General features: G+C 48.8%; 19 protein-coding genes and 1 other RNA gene. 9 read left to right on the plus strand and 11 right to left on the minus strand.

The window, feature by feature from the left end:
- Positions 1-82: 82 nt before the first annotated feature.
- Together ftsH and rlmE are read right to left on the minus strand one after the other, a co-directional pair.
- Positions 83-2,038 carry an ATP-dependent zinc metalloprotease FtsH gene (gene ftsH, locus R0134_RS09460; protein ID WP_319781649.1) on the minus strand — a complete coding sequence of 652 codons (1,956 nt, stop codon included), beginning with the start codon at positions 2,036-2,038 and terminating at the stop codon, positions 83-85.
- A gap of 44 nt (positions 2,039-2,082) precedes the next feature.
- A complete protein-coding gene (gene rlmE, locus R0134_RS09465) occupies positions 2,083-2,712 on the minus strand; it encodes a 23S rRNA (uridine(2552)-2'-O)-methyltransferase RlmE (RefSeq protein ID WP_319781650.1) in 630 nt (209 codons plus the stop codon).
- A gap of 84 nt (positions 2,713-2,796) precedes the next feature.
- Between rlmE and yhbY the strand changes: the two genes are divergently transcribed.
- The gene (yhbY, locus tag R0134_RS09470; RefSeq protein ID WP_087038176.1) at positions 2,797-3,096 is read left to right on the plus strand and encodes a ribosome assembly RNA-binding protein YhbY; all 300 of its coding nucleotides are present in this window, start codon (positions 2,797-2,799) and stop codon (positions 3,094-3,096) included.
- 255 nt (positions 3,097-3,351) lie between these two features.
- On the plus strand, positions 3,352-3,963 hold the full coding sequence (locus R0134_RS09475) for a PilZ domain-containing protein (RefSeq protein WP_319781653.1): 612 nt from the start codon (positions 3,352-3,354) through the stop codon (positions 3,961-3,963).
- A gap of 63 nt (positions 3,964-4,026) precedes the next feature.
- Here R0134_RS09475 and greA read toward each other — a convergent pair whose 3' ends face one another.
- From greA to grpE, 4 genes are all read right to left on the minus strand, one after another.
- The gene (gene greA / locus R0134_RS09480; RefSeq protein WP_319781655.1) at positions 4,027-4,503 is read right to left on the minus strand and encodes a transcription elongation factor GreA; all 477 of its coding nucleotides are present in this window, start codon (positions 4,501-4,503) and stop codon (positions 4,027-4,029) included.
- A gap of 126 nt (positions 4,504-4,629) precedes the next feature.
- On the minus strand, positions 4,630-5,757 hold the full coding sequence (gene dnaJ, locus R0134_RS09485) for a molecular chaperone DnaJ (protein ID WP_319781656.1): 1,128 nt from the start codon (positions 5,755-5,757) through the stop codon (positions 4,630-4,632).
- A 90-nt stretch (positions 5,758-5,847) separates the two neighbouring features.
- Positions 5,848-7,770, minus strand: coding sequence for a molecular chaperone DnaK (dnaK, locus tag R0134_RS09490; protein ID WP_319781657.1), 1,923 nt, complete (start codon positions 7,768-7,770; stop codon positions 5,848-5,850).
- A 135-nt stretch (positions 7,771-7,905) separates the two neighbouring features.
- Positions 7,906-8,514, minus strand: coding sequence for a nucleotide exchange factor GrpE (grpE, locus tag R0134_RS09495; RefSeq protein ID WP_319781658.1), 609 nt, complete (start codon positions 8,512-8,514; stop codon positions 7,906-7,908).
- Positions 8,515-8,705: 191 nt separating this feature from the next.
- Here grpE and nadK point away from each other — a divergent pair, with 191 nt between their 5' ends.
- Together nadK and recN are read left to right on the plus strand one after the other, a co-directional pair.
- On the plus strand, positions 8,706-9,590 hold the full coding sequence (nadK, locus tag R0134_RS09500) for an NAD(+) kinase (protein WP_319781659.1): 885 nt from the start codon (positions 8,706-8,708) through the stop codon (positions 9,588-9,590).
- A gap of 217 nt (positions 9,591-9,807) precedes the next feature.
- Positions 9,808-11,472 carry a DNA repair protein RecN gene (recN, locus tag R0134_RS09505; RefSeq protein ID WP_319781660.1) on the plus strand — a complete coding sequence of 555 codons (1,665 nt, stop codon included), beginning with the start codon at positions 9,808-9,810 and terminating at the stop codon, positions 11,470-11,472.
- A gap of 256 nt (positions 11,473-11,728) precedes the next feature.
- Here recN and udp read toward each other — a convergent pair whose 3' ends face one another.
- Positions 11,729-12,487 (minus strand): uridine phosphorylase, encoded by a 759-nt coding sequence (udp, locus tag R0134_RS09510; protein ID WP_319781662.1) that lies wholly within the window; start codon positions 12,485-12,487, stop codon positions 11,729-11,731.
- Between the two features lie 273 nt (positions 12,488-12,760).
- Between udp and R0134_RS09515 the strand changes: the two genes are divergently transcribed.
- Complete coding sequence (locus tag R0134_RS09515) at positions 12,761-13,099, plus strand: outer membrane protein assembly factor BamE (RefSeq protein WP_319781663.1); 339 nt, start codon at positions 12,761-12,763, stop codon at positions 13,097-13,099.
- Positions 13,100-13,205: 106 nt separating this feature from the next.
- Here the strand turns inward: R0134_RS09515 and R0134_RS09520 are convergent, their stop codons facing one another.
- On the minus strand, positions 13,206-13,592 hold the full coding sequence (locus R0134_RS09520) for an RnfH family protein (RefSeq protein WP_319781664.1): 387 nt from the start codon (positions 13,590-13,592) through the stop codon (positions 13,206-13,208).
- On the minus strand, positions 13,573-14,022 hold the full coding sequence (locus R0134_RS09525; protein WP_319781666.1) for an SRPBCC family protein: 450 nt from the start codon (positions 14,020-14,022) through the stop codon (positions 13,573-13,575). Before R0134_RS09525 ends, R0134_RS09520 begins: the two co-directional genes overlap by 20 nt.
- Positions 14,023-14,203: 181 nt before the next feature.
- Between R0134_RS09525 and smpB the strand changes: the two genes are divergently transcribed.
- The 3 genes from smpB to R0134_RS09540 all read left to right on the plus strand — a co-directional run bounded on the left by smpB (position 14,204) and on the right by R0134_RS09540 (position 16,802).
- A complete protein-coding gene (gene smpB / locus R0134_RS09530; RefSeq protein ID WP_087038153.1) occupies positions 14,204-14,689 on the plus strand; it encodes an SsrA-binding protein SmpB in 486 nt (161 codons plus the stop codon).
- Between the two features lie 42 nt (positions 14,690-14,731).
- Positions 14,732-15,091: a transfer-messenger RNA gene (gene ssrA / locus R0134_RS09535) on the plus strand.
- 127 nt (positions 15,092-15,218) lie between these two features.
- The gene (locus R0134_RS09540; RefSeq protein ID WP_319781668.1) at positions 15,219-16,802 is read left to right on the plus strand and encodes a sensor domain-containing diguanylate cyclase; all 1,584 of its coding nucleotides are present in this window, start codon (positions 15,219-15,221) and stop codon (positions 16,800-16,802) included.
- Between the two features lie 59 nt (positions 16,803-16,861).
- Here the strand turns inward: R0134_RS09540 and R0134_RS09545 are convergent, their stop codons facing one another.
- Positions 16,862-19,513, minus strand: coding sequence for a putative bifunctional diguanylate cyclase/phosphodiesterase (locus R0134_RS09545; protein WP_319781669.1), 2,652 nt, complete (start codon positions 19,511-19,513; stop codon positions 16,862-16,864).
- A 399-nt stretch (positions 19,514-19,912) separates the two neighbouring features.
- Here R0134_RS09545 and R0134_RS09550 point away from each other — a divergent pair, with 399 nt between their 5' ends.
- Entirely contained in the window at positions 19,913-20,518 is a 606-nt protein-coding gene (locus tag R0134_RS09550) for a Yip1 family protein (protein WP_319781671.1), read from the plus strand.
- Positions 20,519-20,620: 102 nt separating this feature from the next.
- Here the strand turns inward: R0134_RS09550 and purF are convergent, their stop codons facing one another.
- A complete protein-coding gene (gene purF, locus R0134_RS09555; protein WP_319781672.1) occupies positions 20,621-22,141 on the minus strand; it encodes an amidophosphoribosyltransferase in 1,521 nt (506 codons plus the stop codon).
- Between the last annotated feature and the right edge of the window lie 17 nt (positions 22,142-22,158).

A 22,158-nucleotide genomic window follows, 5' to 3' on the forward strand; every position in this document is an offset into this window, starting at 1 on the left:
CAATGACCTTACCCCAAAGACACGGTAAATAAAAAAGCCCCGAACAGAGCATGTTCGGGGCTTAATTTAGCATAAAATTTTACTAACTGGTGAGATCACTCGGCTTATTCAGATCCGGTGCACGCGTCTTCGGCTCTGCAACCGATACTGACTCTTTATCATCAGTCTTGTCGGTAGCGGTAGGCCCTTGTGGCTTGTCATCAGATTCTTCTACCCAATCGGCGGGTGCACGTACTGCACGGCGCGCCATTAAGTCATCAATCTGCTTGGCATCAATCGTTTCATACTTCATCAAGCAGTCTTTCATTGCATGCAGTATGTCAATGTTATCCAGCAAGATTTTCTTAGCACGATCATAGTTACGATTAATCAGGTCTTTCACTTCAGAGTCAATCGCTTGCGCGGTTTCATCCGACATGTGCTTCACCTTAGCAGAAGAGCGGCCCATAAAGACTTCGCCTTCTTCTTCTGCGTACAGCAAAGGTCCCATTTTTTCTGACAAGCCCCACTGTGTCACCATCTTGTGGGCTAAATCGGTAGCCCGTTCGATGTCGTTAGATGCACCTGTGGTGACCATTTCAAAGCCGTATATAATCTCTTCCGCTAAACGGCCGCCATACAGGCTAGAAATCATCGACTCTAAATGTAGCTTGCTATAGCTGTATCTGTCTTGCTCAGGCAAATACATAGTCACACCCAGTGCGCGACCACGAGGAATGATGGAGACCTTGTACACAGGATCGTGCTCTGGTACTAAGCGACCGACGATGGCGTGACCCGCTTCATGATAGGCAGTCATGGCTTTTTCTTTCTCAGACATCACCATAGAACGGCGCTCGGCACCCATCATGATTTTGTCTTTGGCTTTTTCAAATTCATCCATGGACACCACACGGCGTGATGAACGCGCCGCAAACAAGGCGGCTTCGTTGACCAAGTTAGCCAAGTCGGCACCACTGAAGCCTGGCGTACCGCGTGCAATCACGCTGGCCTGCACATCATCACCTAACGGCACGCGACGCATATGCACTTTAAGTATTTGTTCACGACCACGCACATCAGGCAAGCCCACTACGACTTGACGGTCGAAACGACCAGGACGTAGTAAGGCGGGGTCTAATACGTCGGGGCGGTTAGTGGCCGCCACTACGATTACACCTTCATTACCTTCAAAGCCGTCCATCTCAACCAGCATCTGGTTCAGGGTTTGCTCACGTTCATCGTGACCACCGCCCATACCCGCGCCACGTTGACGGCCTACCGCATCTATTTCATCGATAAAGATGATACAAGGCGCAGATTTCTTCGCTTGCTCAAACATGTCGCGCACCCGAGATGCACCGACACCCACGAACATTTCCACGAAATCAGAACCGGAAATAGTAAAGAAAGGCACTTTGGCTTCACCGGCGATGGCTTTCGCCAGCAATGTTTTACCGGTACCGGGCGGGCCCACTAACAAAATACCGGTCGGAATACGCCCACCGAGCTTTTGGAAGTGGCTAGGATCACGTAAGTAATCCACGAGTTCCGCCACGTCTTCTTTGGCTTCATCACAGCCGGCTACATCGGCAAAGGTGGTCTTGATTTGGTCTTCACCCATCAAGCGCGCCTTGCTCTTACCAAAGCTCATGGCACCTTTACCGCCGCCACCACCTTGCATTTGGCGCATGAAGAATACCCAGACGCCGATCAACAGCAACATGGGGAACCAAGAGATGAAAATAGACGTCAGTAGGCTAGGTTCTTCAGGCTTTTCGCCTACCACACGGACATTATTATTTAACAAATCGTTCAGTAGCTGGGGATCTTGCGCGGGCAAAATAGTCGTGAATCTATCACCACTGCGCTTAACACCGTGCACGGTGCGTCCGTCCATGCGTACTTCGCGGATTTGTCCTTGAGATACTTCCTGCACAAAGGTGGTGTAGTCCGTTTGGCGTCCACTCGGCTCACTTGGGCTAAAGCTCTGGAATACCGACATTAACACCACGGCTATGACCAACCACAGGATCAAATTTTTTGCCATGTCACTCAAATTACTAACCTCACCGGCTGACTATTTATGTCTTTGACAGAATACTACAGTTTAAAACCTGTAGCCACAATGTACACTTCTCGCGAGCGGGGCCGCGACGAATCGGGTTTTCTTACTCTTACTGAACTAAAAGACCGTCTCACTTCTAATAAAAACTCATCAAAGCCGGCCCCTTGAAACACTTTCACCACAAAGCTTCCTTTCGGAGCCAATACTTGGCGACACATATCGAGCGCTAACTCGACCAAATACATCGACTTGGGCTGATCCACTTCTCGGGTGCCACTCATGTTCGGTGCCATATCAGAGAGTAAAACATCGACCTTATCTTGCCCTACTCGCTCGAGCAAGGCATTGAGTACGGCCTCTTCTCTAAAGTCGCCCTGCAAAAAACTGACACCGGCAATGGCGTCCATGGGTAATAAGTCACAAGCAATCACTTGTCCTTTGGCACCTACTTGCTCTGCGGAAAACTGACTCCAACCGCCGGGTGCTGCACCTAAGTCCACCACCGTCATGCCCGGTCTGAACAAGCGGTCACGACCTTGCAGTTCTTCTAATTTAAACACAGCCCGGGAGCGCAGACCTCTTTTATGTGCCTCTTGTACGTACTTATCACTGAAATGCTCTTGAAGCCAGCGCGTTGAGCTGCCCGAGCGTTTTTTGTTCGCCATTTTATTATCGCTCTGCTATTACCATTGAAGCTAAGATGGGGGTACAATAGCCCCCTTTCAACCTATTAACTGAAGCATTTTGCAATGACCCTGACTAATAAGCAAAAACAATACTTAAAAGGCTTGGCTCACAGCCTAAAGCCAGTGGTATTGCTTGGCCAACATGGCCTGACCGAAGGCGTGTTAGCCGAAATCGATCTGGCGTTGAACTTTCATGAACTAATTAAAGTGAAGGTAGCCTCTGAAGACCGCGACACCAAAGCCCTGATCATAGATGCCATCGTACGTGAAACCAAGGCTTTTAAAGTACAAAGTGTTGGCCATGTGTTGACGCTGTACCGTGCAAGTGAAGAGAAAAAGATCAGTTTACCTCGCGCCAAATAAGCCCACTGGCTAACCGTGCTTACTGATACAAGGGGCCGCATACTTAAAGCTGCCCCAGTATTTCGCCACATCGGTGTCTCTTACATAAGTGTCTTGTAAGACAGAAGTTCAACCCTGCTCCCAGTAACAGTACCATCCTCCCCTTACTTTACATTTATCGCCCGCTCACCATAAGCTCAAACACCCTTTTATTATTTATTAAGGTATTACGCTGTGCCGAGCCACCCTTATCTGTCAGAGGAAGAAATCGCGCTTTTGAGCGAATTATACCAAGCCGATGGTCCACAGGACTGCCTGACTCTGCCCTTGTTGCTGGATAAACAAGTTGCGCCCTTATTAGCGCAAGCCTCACGCTTAGAGCTAAAGCTGGTGGTGGGTGAGCTGATGTTTAGCTTCCCGGTTACCCTGTCACACTCCTTTGCTTACCCAGAGCAAGCCGAGCTCAGTGCACCCTCCATTACTTGTGAAATAGGTACCAATGACATAAGTGCGAGTAGCATCAGTCATGGCGGTCATCCACGCGCTTGGCGATTGCCAGCACCTGCGCATATCCAATTAAAGCGCGCTAATGGCAAACCTTTAGCCGCCGAAATACGGGACTTATCCATCAATGGTATGCGACTGTTATCTCGTCGTTCACTCTTTAGCCCAGAAAAGTCGACGCTTCAGCCCCGGGTGCAAACGCTGCTATTAGTAGTGGGGGAAGAGGAATTGCGCTGTGAGGTCACCTTAGTACGCGAGCGAAAAGGACCCGCCTTTTGGCTAACCGCGGTACAGTTTCAACTCAATGGTGCCGACCAGCGCACCCTGTCTGACTTCGTGTTTCAGGGTTTTTTAGCACAAAAAGAAAAAAAACAGGCGCCCTAGGGCGCCTATTTTTGATGCATGCTCATATTAGCGAATCTTATTCGCCAATATTAATACGCGCGATTACAGATATTGTACCTTGAGGATTTCGTACTCTACCTCACCGGCTGGGGTTTTCACCACGGCCACATCATCCACTTCCTTGCCGATTAAGGCGCGAGCTATGGGTGAATTGACTGAAATTCTGTTCGCTTTGATATCAGACTCATCATCACCGACGATTTGATAAGTGATCTCTCGCTCATCATCGACTTTAAATAAATCCACTGTGGTACCAAAAATAACCTTACCGCTATTGGGCAGTTTGGTTACATCGATGACCTGAGCGTTAGACAACTTGCCCTCAATTTCTTGAATGCGTCCTTCACAAAACCCTTGCTCTTCGCGCGCAGCGTGATATTCGGCGTTTTCTTTTAAATCGCCATGTTCACGAGCAGAAGCAATATCGGCAATGATCCTAGGGCGCAGCTCTGACTTGAGGTAATCCAGCTCTTCACGCAGTTTTTGTGCTCCACGCACTGTCATTGGAGTTTGTTTCATAATGAAAAACCAGTCCCTTTCAGACAATAAAGTAAGAACCCCTGCCGACAATCGACAGGGGACTCACGTTATCAGTTAATAGTTAGCTCATGGGTTTAAAGCGCACCCTAGAGTAGTACGGTCAGCTTATCGGGTCAAATCATCAAAAAATCGCTTCACGCCTTTTAGAAACCCTTCGGTCTTGGGTTGGTGTTTATTGGCAGCCACCCCCACGTAGGAGTCTTCTAATTGTTGTAATAAGGTTTTTTGCTCTTCGGTTAAGCTCACCGGTGTTTCAATATACACCTTACAGACTAAGTCGCCTATTTGGCCATTTCTGGCCGAACGCACGCCCTTACCTTTTAAGCGAAAGCTGCGACCGGTTTGGGTTTCAGCCGGAATTTTCAGCTTCACGCGTCCGTCTAGCGTCGGCACTTCCACTTCGCCACCTAAGGCGGAGGCAGTAAAACTAATGGGCACTTCGCAGTACAGATTATTGCCATCACGGACGAATATCTCATGATCGCGCACATGCATTTGCACATACAAATCGCCTGCCGGTGCACCTGACTCGCCGGCTTCACCTTCACCGGATAAGCGAATGCGATCGCCAGTATCGACGCCCGCCGGGATTTTCACCGACAAGGTCTTGGTCTTTTGGTAACGACCTTCCCCATGACACTTATGACATGGGTCTGTGATGATTTTGCCCTTACCACGACAATGCGGACAAGGCTGTTGTACGGTAAAGAAACCTTGGCGCATTTGTACTTGGCCATGACCATGACAAGTAGAGCAGGTATTAGCCTGAGTGCCTGCCTTAGCGCCACTGCCGTCGCACACATCACAACCGACGAGCGTTGGTACCTTGATCTCTTTGGTCACGCCCCGCACGGCTTCTTCTAGCGTCAGCTCCATGTTATAGCGTAAATCTGAACCACGGGCCGCACGCTGCTGACGGCGCTGACCGCCACCGAAGATATCACCGAACACATCACCAAATATATCGCCGAAGTCACCGCCGCCGTGACCATGGCCGCCCTGCTGGCCATTTACTGCATCATGACCAAACTGATCATAGGCCGCACGTTTTTGCGGATCGGTCAGTACTTCATTGGCCTCTGACGCTTCCTTAAACTTATCAATGGCGTCGGCGTCAGTTTTGTTGCGGTCGGGATGATATTTCATCGCCATCCGCTTATAGGCTTTTTTTATTTCGCGCTCGTCTGCGTCTTTGCTAACGCCGAGCACCTCATAATAATCTCGTTTTGACATAGGCTGAAACTTACCTGAGTCCTGTTAAAACAAAGGCGGGCGTTGGCATCCCAACGCCCGCACTATGCGCGCTACTACGCTGGGGTTAACTTACTTTTTATCGTCTTTAACTTCTTCAAACTCGGCATCAACCACATCGTCATCCGCCTTAGTGGCGCCATCTTCTGACTCACCGGTTTGAGAAGCATCGGCTTGTGCCTTCGCTTGAGCGACTTCTGCCAGCTTTTGCGAGGCTTCCAGCAGCGCTTGCTGCTTAGCTTCGATCTCAGCTTTATCTTCACCGCGCAGTGCCGTTTCCAGTTCGCTCAAAGCGGACTCGATGGCGCTCTTGTCGTCGGCGGCTAAAGCATCGCCCGCTTCTTCCAATTGCTTACGGGTAGCGTGTACCAGACCGTCAGCTTGGTTACGGGTGCTGACCAGCTCTGCAAATTTCTTATCTTCTTCGGCGTTAGCTTCAGCCGAGCGCACCATGGCATCGATTTCTTCTTCTGATAGACCAGAAGACGCTTGGATGGTAATTTTTTGCTCTTTATTGGTGTCTTTATCTTTCGCAGACACGTGCAAGATACCATCCGCATCGATGTCGAAGGTCACTTCAACTTGCGGTAAACCACGGGGTGCAGGGCGAATGCCTTCCAGATTAAACTGACCCAGAGACTTATTATCGCTTGAACGCTTACGCTCACCTTGCAGCACATGAATGGTCACAGCCGCTTGGTTGTCGTCGGCGGTAGAGAACACCTGCGACTTCTTAGTCGGGATAGTGGTGTTCTTTTCAATCACGGCCGTCATCACGCCGCCCATGGTTTCAATACCCAAAGACAGTGGCGTTACGTCAAGCAGCAATACGTCAGTCTTGTCGCCAGACAACACCGCACCTTGAATAGCAGCACCTACGGCCACCGCTTCATCAGGGTTCACGTCTTTACGTGGCTCTTGACCGAAGAAATCAGTTACCGCTTTTTGTACTAGTGGCATACGGGTCTGACCGCCCACCAAAATCACGTCATCGATATCAGTCACGGACAAGCCGGCATCTTTCAATGCAGTTTTAACTGGATCTAAAGACTTGGTAACCATGTCTTCAACCAGTGACTCTAACTTGGCGCGCGTCAGCTTAATGTTCAAGTGCTTAGGACCTGAAGCATCGGCGGTAATATAAGGCAAGTTAACGTCAGTTTGCTGTGCAGAAGACAGCTCGCACTTGGCTTTTTCTGCCGCTTCTTTCAAGCGTTGCAGTGCCAACATGTCATTCATCAAGTCAAAACCTTGCTCGCGCTTAAATTCAGCTACTAAATAGTTGATTAAGCGGTTATCAAAGTCTTCACCACCCAAGTGGGTGTCACCGTTGGTGGCTAATACTTCGAAGGTTTTCTCACCGTCCATCTCATCGATTTCAATGATGGAAATATCGAAAGTACCACCGCCCAAGTCGTACACGGCAACTTTGCGATCGCCCTTGGTCTTATTCACGCCATAGGCAAACGCGGCTGCCGTTGGCTCGTTGATGATGCGCTTAACATCTAGACCCGCAATACGGCCTGCATCTTTGGTAGCCTGACGCTGAGCGTCGTTAAAGTAAGCCGGTACCGTAATTACTGCTTCGGTTACCGCTTCGCCCAGATAATCTTCGGCGGTTTTCTTCATCTTTTTCAGCACTTCAGCAGATACCTGCGGCGGCGCCATTTTCTTGCCTTTGGCTTCTACCCAAGCATCACCGTTGTCGGCTTTCACTATTTTGAAGGGCATCAGCTTAATATCACGCTGTACTTCTTCATCTTCAAAACGACGGCCAATCAAACGCTTAATAGCAAATAACGTATTCTCGGGGTTAGTCACTGCTTGGCGCTTGGCCGGCTGACCGACTAACGTTTCGCCATCATCGGCATAGGCGATGATGGAAGGAGTAGTACGAGTGCCTTCGGCGTTTTCGATGACGCGCGGGTTATCCCCGTCCAAAATGGCGACGCAAGAGTTAGTGGTACCCAAATCTATGCCGATGATTCTACCCATAAAATCCTCTCTCAATATCTTGAATTAAACGTAAGCACTGTTGTTTTCGCTTTACAGTGTATATGTGGCTGCTTGGTGTGACTTTCAAGGCGCAGCTCACATTTATTAAATAAATCGTGCAATTAAGTCGATGTTTTAAGCTTTAGTGTCAATCGCTGGCCCTTTGGCCACCATCACCATGGCCGGGCGCAACACGCGACCGTTCAGCTCGTAGCCCTTCATCATGACCGCAACTACCGAGTTTGGTGGCACGTCCGCACTCTCGATCATGCTCATGGCTTCATGCTTATTGGGATCAAAGGGGGTGCCTTGAGGGTCAATCTGCAATACGCCATATTTTTCTATGGTGCTAAGCAAGGACTTCAACGTCAGCTCTACGCCTTCATTAATGGCATTCAAGGCTTCATTTTCTTTGTCAGTGTGCTCAAGCGCACGCTCTAAGCTGTCGATCACGGGCAATAAATCGCCGGCGAATTTTTCAAGTGCGAACTTTTGCGCCTTTTCTACATCTTGTGCCGCACGACGGCGCAGGTTTTCCATTTCCGCCAAGGCACGCAGCGCTTGGTCTTTTTCGCTTTGCGCACGCTCATTAGCGGCGGCGAGCTGCAGCTCTAAATCAGCCACATACATAGCATCGGGTTGGAGCAGCTCACCCTCTACGGAGGATGCTTCATTAATGTCTACCGTTAACGGCTCTTGCTCTACGTCCTGCTCTACTTCAGGCTGGTGTTTGTTATCGCTCATCTTGTCTCCCATCTAAATTTTCTGGCTTGCAGCTTATATGGGGGAGCCCATGGCATAATTCAAGAGAATATTTTTATCATTGCCCTTCATCAGTAGCACTAACGCAGCGGGTTATTTAGAATGAGGATTATGCGGCCCATTATTTAGCTGGCCACCTTGCTCATTTCATCCTTTATGCCAGGTCGATATTTATGGAAAGCGAATTTAATACCATAGCGCTGATTGGCAAACCCGATCACGAAGGCGCCAATCAAACGTTGGTAGCGCTGTATAAGTACATTGCCGGTTTAGGCTTAAATGTGGTGATCGAACGCCGCGTAGGCGAACAACTGGCCTTAGACGACGTAGAACTGCTAGAAATGGTCGAGCTGGGCGAGCGTGCCGACTTGGCCATAGTGGTGGGCGGAGACGGCAACATGTTGGGTGCGGCCCGAGTGCTGGCTCGATTTGACGTGGCCGTGGTGGGTGTGAACCGCGGAAACTTAGGCTTTTTAACGGATTTATCTCCCCACAGTTTTGAGCAACCGTTAGAGCGATTATTAGCCGGCGATTATCAAGCGGAGCAGCGTTTTTTACTGGAAACCCAAGTGCACCGTCACGGCCAACTCAAAGCTAGCAATACCGCCATGAATGAAGCTGTGCTCCATCCCGGTAAAATTGCGCACATGATAGAATTTGAGGTCTATATTAATGGCATATTTATGTACAGCCAGCGCGCCGATGGCATGATAGTGGCCACCCCCACCGGCTCAACCGCCTACTCGCTGTCTGCCGGTGGCCCCATCGTCACCCCCAACCTCAATGCCATCACACTGGTGCCGATGTTTCCCCATACCTTAAGTTGCCGACCGATAGTGATAGACGCCGACTCTCAGGTAAAGTTAGTGCTATCGCCAAACAACAAAACCAGCCAAATGCTGGTCAGTTGTGACGGCCATGTGTCACTGGCCGTACAACCTGGCGATGAAATTCATATCAATAAAAGCCCACATAAGCTCAAGCTCTTACACCCCCGTGGCCATAACTATTTTGAAGTGCTGCGCAGCAAGCTCGGTTGGGGTAGCAAACTCTTTTAATGTTGAATGTTGAATGTTGAATGTTGAAAAAATCATGGTGGAATGGCCAGGAATACTGAACCTGTTGCGGCCATTCTCTCCTCATCTATTTTTATGGATGATTTGCTTTTCGCTTTCACTAAAAACTTAGCACTCAACATTAAAAACCATCTTGCCACTGTACAAAACCACAGTATACTGTTTTTATACACAGTACACTTTGTGCAGGGGACTTATCATGTTGCTTCAGCTCACCATCAGTAATTTTGCGATTGTTTCTTTTCTTGAGCTGGACTTGCGTGCCGGTATGACCAGCATTACCGGTGAAACCGGTGCAGGTAAGTCCATCGCCATCGATGCACTGGCCTTAGCATTGGGTGAGCGCGGAGACTCAGACTCAGTAAGACCAGGTGCCGACAAAGCCGATATTAGCGCCCGTTTTCGTATTGATAAACTGCCCCGCGTGAAAGCTTGGCTCAATGAGCAAGAGCTGGATGAGCAAGATGAATGCATCTTGCGCCGCACTTTAACCCGTGAAGGCCGCTCGCGCGGCTACATTAACGGCATGCCGGTGCCCTTGGCGCAATTAAAAGCACTGGGCGCGTTATTGATCAATATTCATGGCCAACATGCCCACCACGCCTTACAAAAATCAGATTTTCAACGCGGCCTGCTCGATGCTTACGCGGGGCATCATCAGCTAATCCAAAAATCCAGCAAACATTATCAACTGTGGCGCCAACTCAGTAATGAGCGCAAGCAACTTAAATTGGAGCAAGCGCAGTGGCAAGCCCAGCGTCAGCTGCTTGAATATCAAGTGGCCGAGCTTGATGAATTAGCCTTAAACAAAGATGAATTTCCAGAATTAGAAGCCGAGCATGCGCGCTTGGCCAATGGTGCTGAGCTGCTAAGTGACTGTCAGCTAGCGCTGAATGTGTTGGCCGATGGTGAAGACAGTAACGCCCTACAGCAATTGCGCCACGGCCTAAAAGTAGTCACAGATTTATGCCAAATGGACGGCTTATTAGCCCCCGTTCAAGAAATGATCGAGAGCAGCCTTATCCAACTGGAAGAAGGTCATGCGGAATTAAGTCGCTATTTAGATCGTTTAGAGCTGGACCCTGAACGCCTATTTGAGGTGGAAGCGCGCATGACTAAAGTGATGGAGCTAGCCCGTAAACACCATGTGCAGCCCGTAGAGTTATCGCAGTTTCATCAGCAGATAAAAACCCAACTCACCGACATGGACAGCAATGACCATCGACTTGAAGAGCTAAACGAGGAAGTAGACTTAGCCAAAGCGCAGTTTTTACAAGCCGCCGAGCGACTCAGTCACAGCCGCCAACGCTACGCGCAATCGTTGAATAGCCAAATCACCCAAAGCTTACATCAACTGAGCATGGAGCACGGGCGCTTTGAAATTACCGTGACTGCGGATAATAGCGCGGGATTCTCGCCCTTGGGCATAGATAAAGTCGACTTTTTGGTGAGCACTAACCCTGGTCAGCCCATGAGCCCCTTGGCGAAAGTGGCCTCCGGCGGCGAGCTATCGCGCATCAGCTTGGCCATTCAGGTCATTACCGCGCAAAAAGTAGAAACCCCAACCCTTATTTTTGATGAAGTGGATGTGGGCGTCAGCGGACCAACAGCCGCCGTGGTGGGCAAGTTATTACGTCAACTTGGCGATTCGACTCAAGTACTGGTGATCACCCACCTGCCCCAAGTGGCGGGCAATGGCCATCAGCATTACTTTGTCAGTAAAGACAGCGATAAGCATGAAACACAAACCCGCATGCAAGAGCTAGATACCAACAGCCGCTTACAAGAGCTGGCGCGCTTACTCGGTGGCGATAAAATTACCGCCAACACCTTAGCCAATGCCCAAGAGCTATTGGTTAGCTAAACGTTAATCGTGAGGCGTGAGGCGTGAGGCGTGAGGCGCTGTACGTTAAACGCCGTACGCTTACATCGGATACCGAACTTGTAGAGGCCGTCTTCAGCTGGCCGGTTTTACGTAGCAAAACGTCTTTTAGCGCAACGCTACTTCTACTCTGGCGCTGTGCAGCGTGAAATAATAACGAATACGCACTAAAAAGCCCCGAATCGTTACGACTCGGGGCTTTTTTAATGGTCAATGAACCTTGGAAGCAACCCTTGGCCTAAACCAAACGGCGAGCAGCGCCGATCACTATCTCAATCGCCTGTTGTTCCGCCACTTGTACTTGCACGGGATCGGGCTTTTCTTGCTCACAGCGATTAACGATTACCCCCGCAATACAACCGGCCTTTAATCCCTGACTGGCACAGAAGGTAAATAAGGTAGCCGACTCCATCTCATAATTGAGCACTCCCATGGCTTGCCACTCAGCAAGGCTGCCTTGCAGACTCGCCGTCACACGGCCTGAATAGGTGTCGTAGCGCTCTTGGCCGGGGTAAAATGTATCGGACGAGGCAGTAATGCCCACATGCGGGCTTAAGCCCAATTCGCGCGCCGCATCCACCAGCGCGCAGCTGCAATCAAAATCGGCCACCGCAGGATATGCCAAAGGTGCAAAATGTAAACTCGCGCCATCTAGGCGTACCGCCGCGTTGGTGACTATCATGTCGCCCACATTAATAGTGGGCTGAATCGCCCCCGTAGTACCAATGCGCAAGAAAGTGGTCACGCCCAGTTGCGCCAGCTCTTCCAAGGCAATAGAAGTAGAAGGGCCGCCAATACCGGTTGAGCACACCACCACCGCCTTACCATCCAACTCACCGAGCCAAGAAGTAAATTCACGGTGACTGGCCAGCAAGCGCGGATTAGAAAGATGCCCAGCAATGCGGGCAACCCTGCTCGGATCGCCGGGCAGAATGGCCAAGCGCGCCCCTTGCAAGTCGTCAGTAGTGACCTTTAAGTGAAAAACCTGTGTCGTCATAAATTGTCGCTTAACGGTTAAAAATAAATGCAGCTTAACGTAAGGCCGCGCCAATAACAGCCCGCAGGCTTATCCATTAGTAAGGCGGAAGCCAATGACTCAGCCTAGCTTCAAGCTCGGCCGCGTCGCCACTATTAGTGCTCCCAGAGGGGGCGAAAACCAAGTCAGAAACACATAATGGCCGCGAGCCAAAATATAACTGTCGCTTGTGCTTTTACAAGGTCTGCCACAGTCGCTATCATGGCCACAAGTCACACAGGATATAGTGCCCATATGCAACTCAAAACCTTGATTTTACCGATAATGTTAACCCTGCCTCTGATGGGTTGCGGTCTGGTATATAAAATAGATATTCCACAAGGCAACTACATAGAAGCCAAACAAGTTGATCAGCTGCGCCGCGGTATGAGTCAAGAACAGGTCCGCTTTTTGCTGGGCAACCCCATGAGCTTGGACAGCTTCAATCATGAACGCTGGGTCTATCTGTACTACTTTAAACCCGGTCGTGGAGAAGTAGAACAAAAGCAGCTGGTGCTTGAGTTCAATAACGGTGCGCTAATGTCAGTAGGCGGCGATTACCCCGCACCCATCAACTTCGACCAAGGCTTATAACGCTGATTACCTCGGCAACTCAGCGGCTTTGAGGCAATAAATAACCTAACTGCATCATCATGCCGGACATGCGTCCGGCGTGCTTAACCTCGCTATTTCTATTCTGTCATTCCTTAAGCTCGTCCTCTGCCAGCGCACTGTCTTTGCTCGCTCTCACGCTAGCCCGCCCAGGATTGGGCCGCCCACCGGTCACCTTATCGGCACGCCCTTCTTCTTTGGCTTGCTCGGCACGACGGCGACGAATATCTTTAGGATCCGCTAATAAGGGCCGATAGATTTCGACTCTGTCTCCTGCCCGCAGTTGGCTATCCAGTTTAACCTGACGCCCAAACACGCCAACCATGTTGGTATCTAGGTCAATCTCAGGAAACTGCTGCAAGATGCCAGACTGGGCGATAACCTGCTGTACATCACAATCTGGCGCAACCTTAAGGCTCAGCACCACTTGCTTATAAGGCAGCGCATACACCACTTCAACCTGAATAAGACTCATGGCCATACACCTCTCTGGCTCGCTCACTAAAAGAATGTACCATGGCATTGGCCAGCTCCTTAAAGATGCCGCCAAAGGCAAATTCCACTAAGCGAGACGTAAATTCAAAATACAATTCTAACTCGACTTTACAGGCATCCTCATCCAATGCCGTAAAGGTCCAGCCGCCATTCAGTGTTTTAAAAGGCCCGTCGACTAGCTCGACACTAATATGGTGATAAGGCGTTAATACATTGCGGGTGGTAAAAGTTTTACGAATACCCGCCTTAGATACATCCAAGGCCGCAGTAATGGTATTATCGGACTGCGAAACCACACGGCTTGCCGCACAACCTGGTAAAAACTGCGGATAAGCGTCAATATCATTGACCAACTCATACATTTGTTGTGCACTAAACATCACTAAGGCACTGCGAGTAATACTCGGCATAATCTCTCCTGACAGCAAATCGACTCGATTTTAACATTAATCTTAGTTGGACTCACGGCTGTCGAATCAAGACAATTAGGCTGATATAACCGCAGAATCATCACGAAATACGTATAAAAAACACGCAGTTGCTGTATCAGCAATTCCAAAGCCATCATTGGCCCCGTATAATGGCGCTACTATGACAAAAAACAAAGCTAAGAAAAAAGTCGGTTCCAGCACCATTGCCCTCAATAGGAAGGCTCGGCACGAATATTATGTCGAAGAAAAGTATGAAGCTGGGCTGGAGCTACAAGGATGGGAAGTAAAAGCGATGCGGGCAGGCAAAGCCAATATCGCTGATTCTTACGTATTTATACGTAATGGCGAAGCCTTCTTGTTTGCCGCCACCATTACTCCCCTTAACATGGCCTCTACTCACGTAGTGTGCGATCCCATGCGCTCGCGCAAGCTGTTACTGAAACGGCGCGAGCTCGACCGGTTAGCCACCCTGCTTGACCGCGATGGTTATACCTTAGTGCCACTGGCGCTGTATTGGTCTCAGTCTTGGGTGAAAATTGAAATTGGCCTAGTGAAAGGCAAAAAAGACCACGACAAGCGCCAAGACGTGAAAGAGCGGGACTGGAAACGCGAAAAAGATCGCATGATGAAGCATAAAAATCGTTAATACTTGTGGTTCGGCAAAAATTGCCATACTATAACTGGACTTGGGGCTGATTCTGGATTCGACGAGATTCTCGAACTCCTAGGTGCATGCCGAGGTGCGATAGGCCTCGTTAAAAAATCGCAAAAAAATAGTCGCAAACGACGAAAACTACGCACTAGCAGCTTAATAACCTGTTAGAGCCCTTCTACCCTAGCTTGTCTGTGACTTAGGGAATTGGAAGGTCATATCTCACAGAATCGTGTGGAAATCGTGCCTGACGGTGGAAGCATTAAAACTAATTTAGGCTAGTTATTCTGTGGCGTGTCTGTCCGCAGCAGATGGCGAATGTAATGACTGACTACGCATGTAGTACCGACGATGTAGGTTTTTCGGACGCGGGTTCAAATCCCGCCAGCTCCACCAATCGATTGGAAAGGCCCCTAACGGGGCCTTTTTTATGCTTGATCAATAGGTTCGTGCAAAATAAAACTAACCGTAAAGCCACACCTTCAGCCACGTTAGCTGATCACATATAGGTTTATGCTGCCTAATGTCTAGTAAGTCTCTTCCTTGGTTTAAACTGCGCGGCCTCATTCTGGTGCTGGCAGTGTTTAGTGTGCTCATTACCTTGGGCAACAGTTTTTATGCCACCTATGAAGTACAACGCTCATTACTCATCAATAATACGCTAGAGGCTAACCGCGTGTATGCGGCTAAGTTAGCGGAAGTCACCGATGTGTTTCTGGATATGGCTCAAGACCGACTGGCTTACAATGCCGAGATGCTCAGTGAGCAGATGCATTCAGAGGCCAACTTAGTAGCTGAGGTGCGCCGCTTACATGAAACCACAGATACTTTTAACTCTGTGGTGGTGGTCAATGCCAGAGCGAGAGTACTGGCCGTCTCTCCCGAAGCGCTAGGCCTGAGTGGTGTGACGCTCGAGTCACCGCATGCCTTACAGTCTATAGCGGCAAGAACATCCGTGATCACAGACCCCTTTATTTCCGCCGCTGGCAATTATTTGATCAGTTTGTCGCATCCTATTTTTGCTGACAATGGCGAGTACGTAGGCTATATCGCAGGCACCATTTATTTGCAGCAAAAAAATATTCTTAACGACATTCTTGGCAAACATTACTACCAAGATGGCTCCTACCTGTATGTGGTGGATCGTAATAAGACCTTAATTTACCATCCAAACTCTGCGCGCATTGGCCAAAAAATTGAGCACAATGCAGCCATTGATCAGGTGATTCTCGGTAAAGAAGGCGCTTATGGGGTCACTAACTCTCAAGGGATAGCAATGTTAGCCGGCTTTGCCCCTATTGCTAACGCAGGCTGGGGAGTAGTTGCACAAAGACCTAAAACAATGACGCTGGCGGGCTTAGACGGCCATATTATTAAAGTGTTCTTAAAAAGCCTGCCCTTGGTGTTACTGACGTTATTGGGTATCTGGCTTTCAGCGCTGCTCATTTCACGGCCCTTGTGGCAGTTGGCTCGCGACACCCGACAGATAGATAATACTCAGATTAATAACAGCTCCATGCAAGATAACATCTCGCACATTAACTCTTGGTACTTTGAAGCCGCTCAACTAAAGCGCGCCATTATAAAAAGTATGGGATTACTTAACGATAAAATTTGCCAATTACACAGCGATAGCCATACGGATTCTATGACGGAATTATTAAATCGTCGCGCCATGACGCAAGTGCTCGATAGCTATCAGCAAGCGCACACCGCTTTTTCGGTCATCACCTTAGATATCGACTTTTTTAAGCGCATTAATGACACATACGGTCATGATGTGGGTGATGAGGTGATCAAAAAACTGGCGCAATTGATGCGCCTTCAAGCACGAAAAGAAGACCAGCTATGCCGCAGTGGTGGGGAAGAGTTTATGATTTTCTTACCCAACACCCCCCAAGATACTGCTGTTAGGGTAGCCGAACGGCTCAGAGAGCTTATAGCGGCTACCGATATCCCTACTGTAGGCATCATTACTGTTTCTTTGGGCGTGGCCGATTGGTCGGGTGCAGAGTCGGTAAAAAGTATCAATGAGACTTTAAAACTGGCAGACCAAGCACTGTATCAAGCCAAACAACAGGGTCGCAATAAAACTGTGGCACTATAAGCAGTAAGAAGTAAGTGGCGCATGGATGGAATGGCTTATTAAGCCACAAGGGCTGTCAGCTAGCCGATCGCCTTGGTGCTGGTAGGGTTATTAATTCTATCTAGCTGTTCAACTTGCTCGGCAGGTAACGGCTTTGCATACCAATAGCCTTGATATAAACCACAGCCATTAGCCAGCAGTATGTCGCGCTGTACTTCGGTTTCAACACCTTCGGCAATCACTTCTAAACCTAAACTGGTGGCCATGGCAATCACGGCTCTAATAATCGCCAAGCTGCTGGTGTCTTCCGGTAAGCCTCGCACAAAAGATTGGTCGATTTTGAGTTGGTCCAGCGGCAGTTGTTGTAAATATTGTAGCGACGAATAACCCGTACCAAAGTCGTCTATCGAAAAACGAATCCCCGCTTCCTTAAGTTGGCGCATGCGCGCAATGGCTTGCTGCATATCCGTCACCAGCATAGATTCCGTCAGCTCCAGCTTCAGCCGCTTAGGATCAGCCCCGGTGTCACTGACGACTTTCAGTACTTCTTCGACAAAGCCATGCTGATATAATTGTGCCGGACTAATATTCACCGACACCGTAATATCACTAAAAGCCGGTAACCGCGTCCATTTCGCCATTTGCTCACAGGAGCGAAGCAGCACAACGCTGTCAATTTGGCTCATAATACCCGCAGCCTCTGCCACTTCGATAAAGGCAATCGGCGATAAGAGTCCGCGCTCAGGATGATGCCAACGCACTAATGATTCGACACCAATTAACTGACTATCACTGTTAAATTGCGCTTGAAAATAAACACCAAACTCCCGTGCTTCTAAGCCGCGAATAATGTCTTCTTCTAACAATAAACGCTGAGAAATCGTCTCTTGCATATGGGGGTCAAAGAAACGGCGCTCCCCCTTACCGGTGTCTTTTGCCGCATACATGGCAAGCTCAGCTTGGCGTACTAACTCTTCAGGCGCGTCATTAAAACCATCTAATGCGACTATGCCTAGACAGGCACTGCTGCGCAGCTTTTGTTCACCGTGGGTATAGGGTTGATCCAGCATGGTCAGTAACATCTGGCTGTGGTGATCTAAGTGGGCCATAAGTTGGCGTTGGTCGTCGGCTTGAGCACTCAGCACCAGGACAAATTGGTCGCTGCCTAAGCGAGCTAGGCTATCTTGTTCGGTGAGCACTTTTCGTAACTGATTAGCCACATGCACTAACAGCTTGTCGCCTACTGCATGGCCCCATAGATCGTTAATATTTTTAAATTGATCTAAGTCGATAAAAATAACAGCGCCTAACTTATGACTATTAGCACTCTCTCTTTGGGTTTTTCTGATACTGGTCAGCAACAGTCGTCGGTTGGGTAAACCGGTTAAGCTGTCGTAATAAGCCAAGTCATGAATTTTTTTGGCATTTTCTTTTTCCACACTCAGATCGGTAATGCTGGCCACATAATGGCTCACTTGTTCTTGTTCGTCTTTCACTGCACTAATAGTGAGCAATTGGGGATAAATTTTCCCTGATTTATGCTTATCATAAATCTCGCCCTGCCAATGACCTTGGCTATTAATGTCGTGCCACATATCTTGATAAAAACCACTGTCGTGTTGGCCGGAACTAAAAATGCTCGGTGTCTTACCCAAGACTTCCGTTTCGCTATATCCCGTGACCTCACTAAACGCCTTATTAACGCGCAAGATGCGATTATGCTTATCGGTCACCCACATGCCTTGAAAACTATCAAATGCCACTGCGGCAATACGCAGGTCAGTTTCCCCTTTTACTCGCTCACTAATATCGCGGGTGAGTATCACCACGGCGCGCGCCTCACCAGCACGAGTGTCCAGGGCTTGTGCCACGCTTTCAAAGGTACGCCCGCCGTCATCCTGCTGCAGCTCAAACATCATATGGGTGACTTTGTGCTCGGTAATAGTGCGGTCAATAAAAGCCAGTAACCGCTGGGCGTACTCGCGAGGAAATACATCGCTGACATTTTGACCGACGCGGCGTACATCTTTACTGCCGGGAAATATAATATTATCGGGCATGATATCCAGATAAAAACCATCTTCATCAATCACGCTCATCATATCCGGCAAAGCACTGGTAATGGCCAATAACCGTGCTTGGCTGACCCGTAATGCTTGCTGCTCTTGTTGACGATGCTCGGTATCTTTTAGAATAAAAATCAGCATCAGCGTCAAAGGCACGGCAACCACTAAAAAAGGCAGGGTCATGGATAGCACATGCGCGTGTAATTGAGGCTCAACGCTGTAATAAATAAAACCAATGCTAATGCCATTGAGAAATAAGCTAGTAGGCAACAAATAGCCGAAGGTCAGCGAAAATCGAGTATTTACCAAAGCGTATTTACCGATGAGACCCAAGGACAACGCCATCAGCATTCTCATTACACTGACCAAGCTATCAGCGTCGTTAAACCACAGCTTAAACGCCCCCGCCAGCACGACCGTCAACCCACCGGAGAGCAGACCACCAAATAAGCCGGCAACAAAGATAACCGCATCTCCCACATCCAGCAGCACGCCTGGCCCAACACTAAGTGGCATCGACATGCAGGCGATGGTAATAATGCCAAACCAGACGCCGGTGGTAAGCGGTAATAATCGCGGATGAGCCTGCATTTTCCGCATATTCATGGTGAGTAGCCAGCCTGATGCGAGGATCAACATAGCCTGTTCAATAATCGATATCAGCATAAAAATTCGGCTACCTAGTTATCTAGCATGCGGGGGAATTTATAATTTTTTTCAACAAGTTATAATGAATGCGGCCGTATTCTAACACTGCCGCATCTTTTATATCTATACGCCATAAAAAGCTAATTAGCCCTTTGCCATTTTACTGAGTGACGCTTCAAACTCTGGATATCTCAGTTTCTCACACCAGCAACAAGACTCAAAAGAACCTCAAGAAACTTTGTAGCCCTAATTTTAGGCTTACACGGCAGCTTGTAAAATGTGGTTTATACTTAGTCCGAGCTTAAGAGTAGTAATACGGATATTTGACTGCACGCAGCTGTGTTTACAGAAAAACAGAACCATTCTGTTTATCTGCCATAAAACAGTTCGCAATAAGCATATTGAAGGGGATAAGCCATGTTTTTAAATCGAATTTGGGGTTTGTACACACAGCCTAAAGTACAGTGGCACACGGTAGACCGCCAACATGAGAGTTTACGTTACAGCTTAATCCACTTAGCCTTGATAGCACTGATACCGACCATTTGCGCTTACCTTTCGACAACCATGATTGGTTGGAATTTTGGTAGCACTAACAGCACCACTATTTTGCTCACTCCTCAAAGCGCCTTAGCCATGGCGATAAGCATGTATGTGGGGTTAATTTTCGGCGTCTTCGCCCTCGCCTATCTTATTTTTTGGATGGCGGGCACCTTTGGTGCCAGCCCAAATTTTTCACACAGCATAGAGCTTGCCGCCTATACGGCCACCCCCTTATTTATGGCCGGCTTTGCTTTATTCTACCCTGAGCCTATCGTGATCATGCTGGTTGGCTTGGTGGGCGTTGCGTACTCGGTTTACCTTTTGTATACCGGCATTCCTATCGTGATGCGCATTCCTGAAGATCGCGGCTTTATTTATGCAAGCTCGGTGATCACAGCGGCACTGGTGCTGTTAGTCTGCCTAATGACGGCGACCGTATTAATTTGGAGTTGGGGCTTTGGCCCTATGTATATGAATTAAATGAGTATATGAAATAAATGGCTATATGAACGAACGGGTGTTCATCATTAATAAAAAAGGGGCCTTAAAAGGCCCCTTTCTATTAGCTAACCCGCTGATTAATCAGGCTTCGCCTTCATTATACATAGCAAGATGTGCGTCATCTTGACAGTCCGCATGCTTGACGTTGTCGTTGCGTAACGCATTTTGCTCATCTAAGTAAGCTTGATCCACATCTTGCGTCACGTACTCGCCGGTAAAGACTGAGGTTTCAAAGTGACGCAGTTCAGGATTAAAGTGGCGCACTGCATCTTCGAGATCTTCAAGCTCTTGAAAAATTAGCCCATCTGCACCAATTAATTGGCAGATTTCGTCAACTTCGCGGCCATAGGCAATCAGCTCATTAACCGATGGCATGTCGATGCCATACACATTCGGGAAGCGAATTTCCGGTGCGGCTGAGGCAAAGTAAACTTTTTTCGCCCCCGCTTCGCGCGCCATTTTAATAATCTGCTCTGAGGTGGTACCTCTTACAATTGAATCATCGACTAGCAGCACATTTTTACCGGCAAACTCAGAATGTATGGCGTTGAGTTTACGGCGCACCGATTGCTGACGTTGCAGTTGGCCGGGCATAATAAAGGTACGGCCAATATAGCGATTCTTTACGAAGCCTTGACGATAAGGCAAATCCAGATTATGCGCAATTTCCAACGCAATATCACAAGAGGTTTCTGGAATGGGGATCACCACATCAATATCGAGGTCTTCCCACTCCCGTGCAATTTTATCGCCGAGTTTCTGGCCCATGCGCGCTCTCACCGCATACACAGACACTTTATCGATAAAAGAGTCGGGGCGCGCAAAGTACACATATTCAAAAATACAAGGCTGATGCTGAGGCTCATCGGCACATTGCTGGGTATACAGCTCACCTTGCTGAGTAATGTAGATGGCTTCACCGGGTGCCACGTCGCGGATCAGATGAAAACCCACCGCATTAAGCGCCACACTTTCTGAGGCTACCATATACTCAACACCACCCTGCTCACAGTCACGCTTGCCGAGCACTAAGGGTCTAATACCGTTAGGATCACGAAACGCCATCATGCCATGGCCAATAATGACGGCAACCACCGCATAGGCACCGCGCACTTTTTTGTGCACAGAGCTAATAGCGGCAAACACATGGCTAGGTTCTAGATGCAGATCGAGAGTCTGTTGATCGAGCTCATGAGCGAGGACATTGAGCAAAATTTCAGAATCTGAGGTGGTATTGATGTGACGACGCGCCACGCGAAACTGTTCTTCTTTGAGTTCGCGAGCGTTGGTCAAGTTGCCATTATGCGCCAAGGTAATGCCAAATGGGGAGTTGACATAAAAAGGCTGCGCTTGGGCCACACTGCTGCTGCCAGCAGTTGGGTAACGTACATGGCCAATGCCGACGTTACCAATTAAACGCGCCATGTGTCGCTCTTCAAACACTTCGCGCACCAGACCATTGGCTTTGCGTTGGCGCAACGTGTCACCAGCAATGGTCACTATGCCTGCGGCGTCTTGACCTCTGTGTTGCAGTACAGTTAAGGCGTCATAAAGCGCCTGATTTACTGGAGTCGTACCTTGAATACCGACAATCCCACACATGTATTCATTTCCTCAAT

Origin of the sequence: Oceanisphaera sp. IT1-181 (assembly GCF_033807535.1) — a bacterium.
In the GTDB taxonomy this organism is placed as follows: Bacteria; Pseudomonadota; Gammaproteobacteria; order Enterobacterales; family Aeromonadaceae; genus Oceanimonas.

What these genes read in the sequence shown, in the direction of transcription:
- rlmE (WP_319781650.1), bottom strand. Translation starts at nt 2,712, where the DNA reads ATGGCGAACAAAAAACGCTCGGGCAGCTCAACGCGCTGGCTTCAAGAG.
- yhbY (WP_087038176.1), top strand. Translation starts at nt 2,797, where the DNA reads ATGACCCTGACTAATAAGCAAAAACAATACTTAAAAGGCTTGGCTCAC.
- greA (WP_319781655.1), bottom strand. Translation starts at nt 4,503, where the DNA reads ATGAAACAAACTCCAATGACAGTGCGTGGAGCACAAAAACTGCGTGAA.
- dnaJ (WP_319781656.1), bottom strand. Translation starts at nt 5,757, where the DNA reads ATGTCAAAACGAGATTATTATGAGGTGCTCGGCGTTAGCAAAGACGCA.
- dnaK (WP_319781657.1), bottom strand. Translation starts at nt 7,770, where the DNA reads ATGGGTAGAATCATCGGCATAGATTTGGGTACCACTAACTCTTGCGTC.
- grpE (WP_319781658.1), bottom strand. Translation starts at nt 8,514, where the DNA reads ATGAGCGATAACAAACACCAGCCTGAAGTAGAGCAGGACGTAGAGCAA.
- nadK (WP_319781659.1), top strand. Translation starts at nt 8,706, where the DNA reads ATGGAAAGCGAATTTAATACCATAGCGCTGATTGGCAAACCCGATCAC.
- recN (WP_319781660.1), top strand. Translation starts at nt 9,808, where the DNA reads ATGTTGCTTCAGCTCACCATCAGTAATTTTGCGATTGTTTCTTTTCTT.
- udp (WP_319781662.1), bottom strand. Translation starts at nt 12,487, where the DNA reads ATGACGACACAGGTTTTTCACTTAAAGGTCACTACTGACGACTTGCAA.
- R0134_RS09515 (WP_319781663.1), top strand. Translation starts at nt 12,761, where the DNA reads ATGCAACTCAAAACCTTGATTTTACCGATAATGTTAACCCTGCCTCTG.
- R0134_RS09520 (WP_319781664.1), bottom strand. Translation starts at nt 13,592, where the DNA reads ATGAGTCTTATTCAGGTTGAAGTGGTGTATGCGCTGCCTTATAAGCAA.
- R0134_RS09525 (WP_319781666.1), bottom strand. Translation starts at nt 14,022, where the DNA reads ATGCCGAGTATTACTCGCAGTGCCTTAGTGATGTTTAGTGCACAACAA.
- smpB (WP_087038153.1), top strand. Translation starts at nt 14,204, where the DNA reads ATGACAAAAAACAAAGCTAAGAAAAAAGTCGGTTCCAGCACCATTGCC.
- R0134_RS09540 (WP_319781668.1), top strand. Translation starts at nt 15,219, where the DNA reads ATGTCTAGTAAGTCTCTTCCTTGGTTTAAACTGCGCGGCCTCATTCTG.
- R0134_RS09545 (WP_319781669.1), bottom strand. Translation starts at nt 19,513, where the DNA reads ATGCTGATATCGATTATTGAACAGGCTATGTTGATCCTCGCATCAGGC.
- R0134_RS09550 (WP_319781671.1), top strand. Translation starts at nt 19,913, where the DNA reads ATGTTTTTAAATCGAATTTGGGGTTTGTACACACAGCCTAAAGTACAG.
- purF (WP_319781672.1), bottom strand. Translation starts at nt 22,141, where the DNA reads ATGTGTGGGATTGTCGGTATTCAAGGTACGACTCCAGTAAATCAGGCG.